General features: G+C 67.9%; 9 protein-coding genes and 3 pseudogenes. 6 read left to right on the top strand and 6 right to left on the bottom strand.

Annotation, left to right across the window (positions count from 1 at the left end; translation table 11 throughout):
* Window positions 1–39: 39 nt before the first annotated feature.
* Window positions 40–639 carry a hypothetical protein gene (locus JK364_RS58520; protein WP_443732275.1) on the bottom strand — a complete coding sequence of 200 codons (600 nt, stop codon included), beginning with the start codon at window positions 637–639 and terminating at the stop codon, window positions 40–42.
* 88 nt (window positions 640–727) lie between these two features.
* The gene (locus JK364_RS46555) at window positions 728–1,567 is read right to left on the bottom strand and encodes a LysR family transcriptional regulator (protein WP_201857506.1); all 840 of its coding nucleotides are present in this window, start codon (window positions 1,565–1,567) and stop codon (window positions 728–730) included.
* Window positions 1,568–1,660: 93 nt separating this feature from the next.
* Here JK364_RS46555 and JK364_RS46550 point away from each other — a divergent pair, with 93 nt between their 5' ends.
* A complete protein-coding gene (locus JK364_RS46550) occupies window positions 1,661–2,398 on the top strand; it encodes an SDR family oxidoreductase (protein WP_201857557.1) in 738 nt (245 codons plus the stop codon).
* A gap of 150 nt (window positions 2,399–2,548) precedes the next feature.
* Here the strand turns inward: JK364_RS46550 and JK364_RS46545 are convergent, their stop codons facing one another.
* The gene (locus JK364_RS46545; RefSeq protein WP_201857505.1) at window positions 2,549–2,767 is read right to left on the bottom strand and encodes a hypothetical protein; all 219 of its coding nucleotides are present in this window, start codon (window positions 2,765–2,767) and stop codon (window positions 2,549–2,551) included.
* 221 nt (window positions 2,768–2,988) lie between these two features.
* On the opposite strand from JK364_RS46545, the gene JK364_RS46540 reads away from it, so the two are divergent.
* A complete protein-coding gene (locus JK364_RS46540) occupies window positions 2,989–4,086 on the top strand; it encodes an alkene reductase (protein WP_201857504.1) in 1,098 nt (365 codons plus the stop codon).
* A 181-nt stretch (window positions 4,087–4,267) separates the two neighbouring features.
* A complete protein-coding gene (locus JK364_RS46535; RefSeq protein WP_201857503.1) occupies window positions 4,268–4,774 on the top strand; it encodes a DinB family protein in 507 nt (168 codons plus the stop codon).
* Window positions 4,775–4,827: 53 nt separating this feature from the next.
* Here the strand turns inward: JK364_RS46535 and JK364_RS46530 are convergent.
* Window positions 4,828–4,944: pseudogene (locus tag JK364_RS46530) on the bottom strand (IS5/IS1182 family transposase); the annotation flags it as partial.
* Between the two features lie 572 nt (window positions 4,945–5,516).
* Here JK364_RS46530 and JK364_RS46525 point away from each other — a divergent pair.
* Window positions 5,517–7,658, top strand: coding sequence for a SpoIIE family protein phosphatase (locus JK364_RS46525; protein WP_201857502.1), 2,142 nt, complete (start codon window positions 5,517–5,519; stop codon window positions 7,656–7,658).
* Between the two features lie 132 nt (window positions 7,659–7,790).
* Here JK364_RS46525 and JK364_RS58605 read toward each other — a convergent pair.
* Window positions 7,791–7,901, bottom strand: a pseudogene (locus JK364_RS58605) (hypothetical protein); the annotation flags it as partial.
* A 326-nt stretch (window positions 7,902–8,227) separates the two neighbouring features.
* Between JK364_RS58605 and JK364_RS46520 the strand changes: the two are divergent.
* Together JK364_RS46520 and JK364_RS46515 are read left to right on the top strand one after the other, a co-directional pair.
* Window positions 8,228–9,064 (top strand): FAD binding domain-containing protein, encoded by an 837-nt coding sequence (locus tag JK364_RS46520; RefSeq protein WP_201857501.1) that lies wholly within the window; start codon window positions 8,228–8,230, stop codon window positions 9,062–9,064.
* Window positions 9,061–11,868 carry a molybdopterin-dependent oxidoreductase gene (locus JK364_RS46515; protein ID WP_201857499.1) on the top strand — a complete coding sequence of 936 codons (2,808 nt, stop codon included), beginning with the start codon at window positions 9,061–9,063 and terminating at the stop codon, window positions 11,866–11,868. The genes JK364_RS46520 and JK364_RS46515 overlap by 4 nt, the downstream gene beginning before the upstream one ends.
* Here JK364_RS46515 and JK364_RS56265 read toward each other — a convergent pair.
* A pseudogene (locus tag JK364_RS56265) lies at window positions 11,834–11,977 on the bottom strand (integrase core domain-containing protein); the annotation flags it as partial. The gene JK364_RS46515 and the pseudogene JK364_RS56265 sit on opposite strands and share 35 nt — an antisense overlap.
* Window positions 11,978–12,076: the final 99 nt, after the last annotated feature.

The raw sequence follows: 12,076 nt of genomic DNA, 5'->3' as shown, positions 1-12,076 counted from the left end.
ACGGCTGCGGTGCGTAGCGACATTCACGGCCGCTGGGGGTCAAGGGGACGCAGGTTCAAATCCTGTCGCTCCGACCAGCGTTTTCGCAGGTCGGAGCCCGTTTCCGCAGGTAGCGGGGGCGGCCTTTGTCGTGTCTGGGTTGGGAGCAAGTGGGAGCCCTCTCCATCGATTCGGACCGCAGGTCGCGGCATGGCGCCGCCTGAGCAGGTCGCGATGCCGGCGCAGGACCGTGTCGGGGCGGACCAACAGCAAAAGGTGCCGCAGTCTGTCTTTGGGGAGGTGGTAGAGCAGGCCGGCGAGGATGGCACGGTCGGTGTCGGTGAAGGTCGGCTTACCGACCTGGCGTTGCAGGACCGGCAGTTGGTGCCGGAGTACGAGGATCTCGACGTCCTTCTCCCTGTCGCAGTGCTGGTGGAGATCGACGCGAACGGGCCGGGACGACGCGCTGGCGCTGATCGCGTCCCACTGGGGCTGACGGGGACCAGTGGTCCGGCCTGCCGGGTCGTTCACAGGCGACGCTTCGTGGCCACGGCGCGCCAGTGGCCCGCGCGCGTGCAGCCACCACTTCAACTTCAGCCGGCCGGTGCGGCTGTGGCGGGCGATCGTGGTGGCGAGGTCCGCCCAGGGCCAGATGGTCAAGGAGACACGACCTTGATGATGCGGGAGCGTAGAGTTGCCGGTTGCTTGATAGGGGCTCTCGTTGGGTGGCCGCCCTCCTCATCCGGGTTCAAAGACGTGTTGCCACGCGGATCAGGTCGGCAACTGTACGAAGGCGGCTGTGCGGCGGCCAGGCGATTACCGTTGTCACGGGCGGAGCGTCCAGGACCGGCACGGCGGCGAGGTCCCGGCGCAGGTCGGCGCTGGCTGACTCGGGAATGACCGCGGTGGTACGGCCGAGCGCGATGAGCTGGAAGAGCTGTGTCAGGTTCCGTATCTCTGCGCCCGGTCCCTCTGGGTAGCTGCCGCCGGGGCCGGGCCAGCGCGCCATCGGGAGCGTTGGCAGGGTGGTGATGTCGGCCATCCGGACCTGGGAGCGGCCGGCGAGCGGGTGTGAGGCCGGCAGGATCGCGGTCTGCCCCTCGGTGCACAGGGTTTCGGTGTCGAGCCCGACTGCTGAGTCGAAGGGCAGGTGCAGCAGAGCCACGTCGGCCTGCCCGTCCTGCAGCAGCTGCTGGTGCTGGTGCGCCTCGCAGAGCAGCAGATCGACGGTGGCCGCGCCGGGTTCCGCGGCGTAGGCGTCGAGCAGTTTCGTCAGCAGCTCGCCAGTGGTGCCGGTTTTGACGGCGAGGACGAGGCTGGGGTGTGGTGTCGCGGCCCGTTGGGTACGCCGCTCTGCTGCGGTCACCGCGCTGAGGATCGCGCGTGCTTCGGCCAGCAGCACGGCTCCGGCCTCGGTGAGCGTGACCTTGCGGCTGGTGCGTTCCAGCAGTGCGATTCCGAGCCGTCGTTCGAGCTGGGTGATCGTGCGGGACAGGGGCGGCTGGGCTATCCCAAGGCGCTGGGCGGCCTTGCTGAAGTGCAGCTCCTCGGCGACGGCGACGAAGTACCGCAGCTCGCGTATTTCCATGTGCCCAGGCTAATGACGGCTCACGGCTGATCGATATCGTTCGGGTATCGCTGCACTGCCGAGAGGGTGTTGGTGCCCGGCCGCAGCGCGGGCATGCTCGCTGTCGTGAACGAGAAAACGATCGCGCTGGTCACCGGCGCGAACAAGGGAATCGGGTACGAGATCGCGGCCGGGCTCGGTGCGCGGGGCTGGAGTGTCGGTGTCGGCGCCCGGGACGAGCAGCGTCGGGAGGACGCCGTGGCGAAGTTGCGCGCGGCTGGTGCCGACGCCTTCGGCGTGCCCCTGGACGTGACCGACGACGAGAGCGTGATCGCCGCGGTCCAACTGATCGAGGAGCGTGCGGGGCGGCTGGACGTACTGGTCAACAACGCCGGCGTGGCCGGCGGCTGGCCGGAGGAACCCACGACCATCGACCTCGAGACCGTGCGGCGGCTGGTGGAGACCAATGTCATCGGCGTCATCAGGGTCACCAACGCGATGCTTCCGCTGCTGCGGCGTTCGGCGCACCCGCGGATCGTCAACCAGTCCAGCCACGTCGGCTCCCTGACTCTGCAGACCACGCCCGGTGTCGACCTCGGGGGGATCAGCGGGGGTTACGCGCCGACGAAGACCTACCTCAACGCCGTCACCATCCAGTACGCCAAGGAGCTGAGCGGCACCAACATCTTGATCAACAACGCCTGCCCCGGTTACGTGGCCACCGACCTCAACGGATTCAGCGGGACTCAGACCCCCGAGCAGGGCGCGGCGATCGCCATCCGGCTGGCGACCCTGCCGGACGACGGCCCGACCGGCCAGCTTTTCGACGACAACGGGGTCGTCCCCTGGTGACCTGACCCTCGGACGCGTTCCCCGTCGATCAGGGCGTTGTACCAGCGGATGTGGGCGGCGATGGCGGCGTTCTGCCAGGGTTTGAGGATCCGGTAGGAGATCTGGCCGGTGGCCAGCTCGAGGGCTGCGAGCGTGTGAATCACCCCGCCGCTAGCGGTTGTAGGTGGCCCGCAGGCGCCGAGGCTTGGCCGCCAGGCGCCAAGCCTTGGCCTTGCGCGGCATCAGGTTCAGCGGGCCGAACTCATCGACGCATCTCACCCCGTCGGCCGGCGGTCTGTCGTATAACGCCAGGATCCAGTGCATCTTGGCGATGAGGTCGCGGTCGGTGGACGCCTTCCACGTCGTGATCGCCTCGGCGGCATCCTTCACGCATACCGGGCCCGGTGGCGGCATTGCCCGGGCTGCTGTCGGTGGAGACCGCGCCGAGTATGCGGGGTGGTCAAGGGGGCGTCTCCGATCGTCGGATAGCGCCGCGTACGAGGCCCTTCGTGTCGCATAGCGCCCACTGGGACGGTGTTCCTGCCGCGGGGCTCAGCGCGAGGGGATTGTGGCGGGGCACGAAAATACATCGCTCCGAGAGGGAATTCCCGATGCCCAACGCATTCGACCCGATCACCATCGGACCGCTTACCCTGCCCAACCGCGTCGCCATGGCCCCGCTGACCCGCCGCCGCGCCTACGGCGACGGCCTGTCAGCGACCCCGCTCATGGCCGAGTACTACCGGCAGCGCGCGACCGCCGGGCTGATCGTCGCCGAAGCCGCCCAACCCAGTCGGGTCGGCCAGGGCTACACCGACACCCCCGGCCTGCACGACACGGCGCAGGTCGCGTCCTGGCGCCCGGTCACCGACGCCGTGCACGAGGCGGGCGGCCGGATCTACATGCAGCTCATGCACGCCGGCCGTAACAGCCACCCCGAACTCCTCGGCGGCGGGCTGCACCCGCTCGCGCCGTCCGCGTGTGCCGCCGAAGGCGTCGTGCGCGTCCACGGCGGCGAACCGGCCGTGCGCAAGCCGTATCCGATACCGCAAGTCCTGACCATGCAGGGCATCGCGGATACCATCGCCGACTTCGCCGATGCGGCCACGAACGCGATCGACGCCGGGTTCGACGGTGTCGAACTGCATGGAGCCTACGGTTACCTCATTCAGCAGTTCCTCTCCGGCAACGCCAACCGCCGCACCGACCGCTACGGCGGCAGCGTCGCCGGGCGCGTCCGGTTCCCGCTCGACCTCGTTGATGCCGTCGCCGCGCGCATCGGATCCGAGCGGCTCGCACTGCGGATCTCCCCTGGCTGCACCGCGTTCGGCCTCGACGAGCCGGACCTGCATGAGCTCTACCTGACCCTGGTCAACGGTCTGCCACGCGACCTGGCCTACCTGCACGTATTCGAGTTTCCGGGCCACCGCGACCTCACGGTGAAACTGCGGGAGCACTGGGCAGGAGTGTTCATGCTCAATCCGCACGAGACCCACCACGACTGGCCCGCCGGCCCCCGGCAACTGCGCCTGGTCGACGACGGGCTGGCGGACATCCTCTCGTTCGGGACGCTGTTCATCTCCAACCCCGACCTCGTGCACCGCCTCCGCCTCGGCGCGCCGCTCGCCGAAGCCGACGAGACCACGTTCTACCGCGGCGACCACCGCGGCTACACCGACTATCCCTGCCTGGGGGAAGTCCTCTCGTGACCGCTGTCCTGCGCAGCGCGATCGCGTGGTCACCGGTGCCGGCAGTCGCATCAGCCGCGCGAACGCCGCAGGCTCAACCTTGCGGACCGGTCGGCCGCGCGCGGGGGTCGAGCCTCGCTGTCCCAGCTCTCTACTCGCTCAGGGGTGGCTCGCGGGAGGGGGTCCTTGCCATCATCGTTTGGTGAACGATGACCAGCGCATACCCCCCTCGAAGGTGGCCGACGACCGTGCGTCGCTCACCTCGTTCCTCGACTACCAGCGGGCCACCCTGGCCATGAAGTGCCAGGGGCTGACCGGCGAGCAGCTGAAACAGAAGGCGATCCCGACCTCAGGGCTCACACTTTTGGGCCTGGTACGCCACGCGGCCTCCATCGAGCGAAGCTGGTTCCGCTTCGCCCTGAACGCCGAGGACATCAGGTCGCTTTGGCCTGGCGAGGTCGACGGCACGTCCGCCGAGTTCCACGTCGAGGACGCCGACGTGGATGAGGCGTTCGGAGCCTGGCACGAGGAGTGCGCCCGTGCCCGCGCAGTCGCTTCTTCCTTCGCTTCCCTTGACGACACCGTCAACTGCGGCGGCGTGACCATCTCGCTTCGCTACGTCCTCACCCACATGATCGAGGAGTACGCGCGGCACAACGGCCACGCCGACCTACTGCGCGAGGCGATCGACGGAGCCGTCGGCGAGTGAGCGCTGTCCAGTAAATGATCACTAGCATGCTGGATGACCTGCGGGTTTTCCGGTTACCCGGCATGGGTGAGGTTGTGCGAGCGGGCGATGCCGAGCATGGCGTGGTGGACGCCGTCGCCTTTCAGGCGGCAGTTGCGGAGGATCTTCCAGCTCTTCATGCGGGGATGTATGCCGAGTCGTGGTCCTCCTGAGTACCTGCGTTCACCCGCTGGCACCTGGCCCCTACGTCGTCCGGCCAGTCGTCTGACAATGTCAGCGACCCTGTGGGTGCCGGAACCTGTGTCACCCTATGCGACCTGCGAGTATTCGTGGACAAGGCCGCCGAGTCGATCGCGTCGACTGAGGCGAGTGTGGTCCCTGGAATGGGCACGCGGCGGGTGCTGTGGTCGATGAAGAGAACAGCACGAATCAGCGCCGCAGGGAAGACCGTGTCGGCCAGTGGCCTTGTACACGTCGGTGTACCCGAAGCCCGGGCGGTGGCCGGTGCTCAGATGGTCGATATCCGGGGCACGCAGGGCCTGCTCGGCCTCGGCCGCCGTCCCCTCCTGAAGGGCTTGTCCCAGACCGGTATCACCGCCCGGAACCTTCATGTTGTTGTTGCTACTCACTACCTGGACAGCTTCCTCCGGGACTCATCCGTCCCAGTAAGGCTGTCCAGATCAGCGGGAAACTTGAGGCCGAGAACCAGGACGTGATGTGGGCGTACTGTTTGTGGTGAAGCGGGCTTTGACTGGGAGGACTCATGGGTTCCCTGGAGACACCTGTGGGTGTGGATGTACGGGATAGGCTGCTCGCCACCGCGGCACAGGATGTCGTACATGCGCTGAGAGCTTCGGCGGCGACGGTGTATCTTGTGCGCCCGGAACCACCGAAATTGATGCTGATAGCCACGGCAGTGGTGGTTAGCTCCCTCGGAGTGGGACCTATCGAGCATATACCGGCAGATGATCCGGTATATGCGACGGCGGCCGCCTATCGGTCCGGTGACACGGCGACGGCGCATTCGATCGATTTCCTGGGAGAGCATCCCGAGGAGGCGATTTCCATGCCGTTTCCTTTTACCGCATTTTCGGCCCCCGTCGGCGGGGTAGGGGTGATGACCGCGTTTTGGATCAATGGCCCCAGGGAGCCGACAGCAGAAGAGAGGCGGCAGCTCGCGGAGGTGTCCGGCAGGCTGGGGCGCGAGCTGGAGCAGCTGGCTGCCCAGCGGGTGCCCATGACTCCTCCGGCCGTGCCGCGGGTACACGCTGCGGAGTCCGGGCTGGCTGAGGGCCAAGGAGCAGCGGCCATTGACAACGCGCCGCTCGTCTATCACCTGCATCGGCTCGCCGTGCAGCTCAACCACGTGTCGGACGGCCGGGAAGCTGCCGCGTTGGCCTGCGCGCGGGTGATGTCCGCGGTGGACGCGGACGCGATGGCGGTGACCCAGGTAAAGGGTGACCGGCTCGTCATTGCCGCCGCCGAGGGTTGCTCGCACTTGTTCCTGCGGGAGCTGGAAGGGCAATTGCTCATCAGTGCTTCAACGCCCGAGGCGAGGGCGGTGGCGCACAGGCGGCAACTGACCTATGCACCGGGAGCGGCACCGACACGCGGCCGGGTGGGGACAGGGGACCGTGACGATTACGCCTGGGTGGTGCTGCCGCTCCTAGGGGGAAGCGGGGTCGTGGTGGGCACCTGCTCGATCGGCAGCGAGCAGCCAGGCATCTCGAAGACCGCTCCATCCGCGCTGGCCACGCTGCTGGGACAGGCACTGGAACGCACGGCGGCGGACGGCGCCCGACACGCCCTCGCACAGCAGCTTCAGAGGACCCTCTTGCCGCGGGTGCTGCCGCAGTGTGCAGGCATCCGCAGCACGTCCAGATACGTGCCGACCGGCGGGATCGACCTGGGCGGCGACTGGTATGACCTGGTGACACTGCCTGATCAGCACAGCGTCACCGCGCTGGTCGGTGACGTCCAGGGGCACGACATTCAGGCGGCTGTGGTGATGGGCCAGCTCCGGGCGGCCGTGCGAGCCTACGCCACCGAGGGCCACCACCCCGGCACCATCCTGGGGCGGATAAACCGCTTTCTCTGGGAGAGCAGTCATTTGATGTGCACATGCGCATGCATGCAAATCGACTTGGATACCGGCGTCGCTCAGCTCGCAACCGCCGGACATCAACCGCCCATAATCCGTAATCCCGCGGGTTGCTATTGGAATTCCAATTCCGGCCTGGACATAGGTGTACCACTGGGAGTCGATCCCGATAGCTCATATCTGGTGACCGAGGCCATTTTGGAGCCGGGCACACTGCTGGCCCTCCACACCGATGGAGTGATCAGTCAAGAGGAAACCCAGTCGGACATCATGGAGGCCGCTATTAAATCCTCCGGTGCTGATGAGTTGGAAACTCTGGCAGACGAGCTGATCCGCCGCCGCAGCAATCGCATGACCGATGATGCGGCGCTGCTGCTGCTGCAATTTGAGGGTCCTCCTGCGCATGCGCGCATTCGTCAGCTTGAAATCACGCAGAATGATTTGCGAGGTGCTCATCGCGCTCGTTCTGCCGTCCATGGCTGGCTGCATGAGTGGGAGATGGGCCATGTAGCCGAAAAGATGGAGCTACTGGTATCCGAGATGGTCACCAATGCGCTGATTCATGCCGCCACCGACGTGCATGTGTGTGTGCGCGGATACTCGGACTGTGTGCGTGTCGAGGTGCGGGACAGTGACGTGCACCCGGCGCGGCCGGACACCTCGCCCCTGCGGGACGGCGATCCCGCGGAGAGCGGCCGCGGGTTGCTCATCGTGGATGCGCTGGCAGACCGCTGGGGCAATTCGCCCAGCGGCCGGGGAAAAACGGTGTGGTTCGAGGTGGCGGCAGAGCCATCGTGTCCGTAACGCTGGTTGGCGCATCCGGTTGATCTTGCCCGGACAGGCGTGGGCCGCGCTTGGCGGCAACCTGCCTGAGGTGCTGTGTTTGCGCAGCTCGATACGCGGCTTCCCCGCGGAAGCGCGTGCGATCGCGGTCGCGGAGCAGGCGTGCCGGAGGGTGACCTTCGACAGGCCGCGGTAGCGGGTCCGGCGCAGGCCCGTGGCATCGAGGACCTGGTTGATCGCGCCTTCCACGCCGACGCGCAGGGCGTACTCGGCCTGTCACCGGTCGGTGGTCTGCTCGGCGCGGACGGAGCGTACTCACGAGGGATTCGCGGTCCGCACCAGCGGCGTATTTTGCCCGATGTGCATACGCGCCCGCTACTGGTCGCGGATCGACGCCCTCTACTCCAGCTGCGACTAGAATGGCACCGAGGACAACGAATTCGGTGATGCCGTCAGCATGAGGACTTTCGGAAAGTCCGCAGCGCGCGGAGCATCACCGTCGAGCAGACGCACCTCACGTTGGGGTGGCGTGGACGGACAGGCTCGACGGCATCCGTACTGACACCCTTCCCCCGCGCTCAGGGTTCCGAATGGATCTGAACACCATCGAGACGGTCGTCGAGGCGCCTAGCCGTGCCGAGCAGTCGGTGTGGCAGGCGGGTGACGCCTGGCTTGCCGGCGGCACGTGGCTGTTCTCCGAGCCGCAACCGGAATTGCGCCGCCTCATCGACGTGAGAGGTTTCGGCTGGGCACCGTTCAAGACCGACGCCGATGGGCTGGAGATCGCCGCGACGTGCACGCTGGCGCGACTCGTCGAAATCCCGACGCCCGCGGAGTGGACTGCGACCTCGCTCCTGGACCAGTGCCGTCAGGCGCTGCTGTCTTCGTTCAAGGTCTGGAACGAGGCGACCGTGGGCGGCAACCTCTGCCTGGCACTGCCTGCCGGCTCGATGATCTCGCTCATGGCGTCTCTCGACGGCGTCTGCACCATCTGGACCCGCGAAGGCGGCGACCGGCAGGTCATGGCCACCGACTTCGTCACTGGTCCGCGGCGCAACGTACTCAGACCCGGTGAGCTGCTGCGCTCGATCACCTTGCCGGCGTCCGCGCTGCGCTGCCACACGGCTTTCCGCCGGATCTCGCCGGCCCCGCAGGGCCGGTCCGCCGCACTGGTCATCGGCAGGCGGTCACCCGACGACGGTGCGTTCGTGCTGACAGTGACCGCATCGACCGTACGTCCGGTCCGGCTGGCTTTCCGCGGGGTACCCGGGCCGGGCGAGCTTCACGCCGCCCTCGAGCAGGCGATCCCGCCGGAGCTCTACCACCGCGACGTGCACGGAGCACCGGCGTGGCGGCGCCATATGACTCTCCGGTTCGCCGAGGAGATTCGGTCAGAACTGTCATCACTCGGTGGGCGAGGCCGATGAAGATCGAGGTGAACGGCGAGATCTTCAGCGAACCAGCGCGCCCCGGGCAGTGTTTGCGGAGCTACCTGCGGGATCTCGGCTGGTTCGGGGTGAAGAATGGCTGTGACGCGGGCGACTGCGGCACGTGCACCGTGCACGTCGACGGGCAGCCTGTGCACAGCTGCCTCTATCCCGCGTTTCGCGCGGCCGGCCATCGGGTGACCACGGTGGAAGGACTCGCCCGCGCCGGGGATCTCCATCCGGTCCAGCGCGACTTCCTGTCCGCCCAGGGCTTCCAGTGCGGCTTCTGCACAGCGGGCATGATCACGACGGTGGCCGCACTCGACCCCGCCCAGCTGCGGGATCTCCCCAGGGCGCTGAAGGGGAACTTCTGCCGGTGCACTGGCTACCGCTCGATCGAGGACGCCGTCCACGGGATCGTACGAGTGGAGCAGGATCCGGGAGGGGAGCCGTTCGGGCGGAACCTGCCGGCGCCCGCCGGCCGGCAGGTAGTGACGGGAACGGTCCGTTACACCCTGGACGTCCCCGTCGACGGCCTGCTGCATATGAAGCTGTTGCGCTCCCCGCACGCGCACGCGCGGATCACGGCGATCGACACGAGCGCCGCGCGTGCCGTTCCCGGCGTGCACACTGTGCTCACCCACGAGGACTCACCGCCACGGCTGTACTCGACGGGGCGGCATGAGGACCCCAAGGGCGATCCCGCCGACACACGGCTCTTCGACGACGTCGTCCGGTTCGCCGGGCAGCGGGTCGCGGCCGTCGTGGCCGACACGGTGGCAGCCGCGGAGGAGGGCTGCCGCAGGCTGGCCGTCACCTACGACCTGCTACCGAGCGTGTTCGACCCCGAGGAGGCGATGGCGCCGGGCGCCCCCGTGCTCCACGGCGACAAGGGGAGCGAGCAGTACATCGCGCACGCGAAACGCAACATCGCCGATCAGGTGCACGGTGACATCGGCGATGTGGAGGCGGCCTTCGCGGAGGCCGATGTGATGTGCGAGCGCACCTACGTCACCCAACGTGTCCAACACGCGCATCTGGAGACCCACGCCTCGATCGCCTGGCTGGACGAGTCCGGCTGCCTCACCGTACGGACGAGCAGCCAGGTGCCGTTCCTCACCAGGAAGGCACTGTGCACCCTCCTCGACCTGCCCACGGAGAAGGTACGGGTGGTGTGCGGCCGTGTCGGCGGCGGCTTCGGGGCCAAGCAGGAGATGCTCACCGAGGACGTCGTCGCGCTGGCCGCGCTGCGCACCGGGCGCCCCGTGCAGCTGGAGTTCACGCGGGAGGAGGAGTTCACCGCGACCGTCACCCGCCATCCGGTCAGCGTCCGCGTCAAGGTGGCCGCACGGCGCGACGGCACGCTCACGGCCGTGCAGTTGCGGGTCGTCTCCGACACCGGGGCGTACGGCAACCACGCCTGCACCGTGTCCCGCGCGTGCAACGAGTCGATCGCCGTCTACCGCTGTGCGAACAAGAAGGTCGAAGGGTACGCCGTGTACACCAACCACATGCCCTCCGGCGCTTTCCGCGGGTACGGGCTCAGTCAGACGATCTTCGCCGTCGAATCGGCGATGGATGAACTCGCCCGCGCGCTCGGCATGGACCCGATCGCCTTCCGGGAACGTAACGTGATCCGGCCGGGCGACGCCATGGTGAGCTTCAGCACCGAGCCGGATGACGTCGAGATCGGCAGCTACGGCCTCGACCAGTGCCTGACCCTCGTCGACACGGCATTGCGCCGCGGCAACGACGTTCAGGCGCCGCCGGGCGAGGAATGGCTCGTCGGGCAGGGGACGGCGCTGGCGATGATGATCACAAGTCCGCCCCACGGGCATCGAGCCGAGGCGCGGATCGGACTGCTGCCGGACGGCCGCTACCAACTGGCCGTTGGCAGCGTCGAATTCGGCACCGGCACGACGACCGTGCACCAGCAGCTCGCCGCGAGCGTGCTCCACACGAGTCCCGACCGGATTCTGATTGCGCAGGGTAATACGGACCAGGTCGGCTACGACACCGGAGGGTTCGGCTCGACCGGGACGGTGGTCGCGGGCCTGGCGTCCGCCCGTGCCGCGGAGTCACTGCGTGAGCGCATCATCGCTGCCGCTGCCGACCACGTGGGCGGCGAGCGGTCAGCCGGTGAGCTCGACGAGGACCAGGTGTGCTGCGACGGTGTGCGAATCCCGCTCGCCGAGCTCGGGGCGGCGTCCCAGGCCGCCGGCAGGGAGCTGCGCGCGACCGGCACCTGCGAGGGCTCCCCGCGTTCGGTCGCCTTCAACGTCCAGGGCTTCCGGGTCGCGGTCCATACCGGTACCGGTGAGATCAGGATCCTGCAGAGCGTCCAAGCGGGCGACGCCGGCCGGGTCGTCAATCCGATGCAGTGCCGTGGACAGATCGAGGGCGGTGTTGCGCAGGCCTTGGGCGCGGCCATGTACGAGTCGTTGGTGATGGACGAGGAGGGCCACGTCACCACGGCGACTTTCCGCGAGTACCACATCCCGGAGTTCGCCGATGTGCCGCGGACGGAGGTGTACTTCGCCGACACCGCCGACGCCCTCGGTCCCCTGGGCGCCAAGTCGATGAGCGAGAGCCCCTTCCTCCCGGTCGCTGCCGCCTTGGCCAACGCGGTGCGGGACGCCACCGGGGTTCGGCTCGGCACGATGCCGATGACGCGTGATCGGGTCTGTCTGGCCATCGCCGCCTCCCGCGGCACACCCGTCGCGCCTGACGAGGTCCGGGCAGACGGGCCAGCCGGGCACGCCCCGGCGCGTGATCGAGGAGTTCACGCCGCAGGCTCCCGATGACTCTCTCGCAGTGCGCGTTCATCCGCGGGGCCCGCGGGGCGGTCCTGACGGTTTCGATGCCCTCAGCTTCGAAGACCGCGTCGAAGGATTCGGCGTACTTGCTCCGCCGACCGGCCCGGCCTGGTCCGGCACTCGCTGTAGTCCCACCTGCGTGTAACGAGACGCCGACGCCGGCGGAGCAACGTCCCTGGCGTGACAGGGAACACCC

The organism is Streptomyces endocoffeicus (genome assembly GCF_016741935.1).
In the GTDB taxonomy this organism is placed as follows: domain Bacteria; phylum Actinomycetota; class Actinomycetes; order Streptomycetales; family Streptomycetaceae; genus Streptomyces; species Streptomyces endocoffeicus.
The sequence above is the reverse complement of the archived record's forward strand: the minus strand, read 5'-3'. Positions and strand labels throughout refer to the sequence as shown.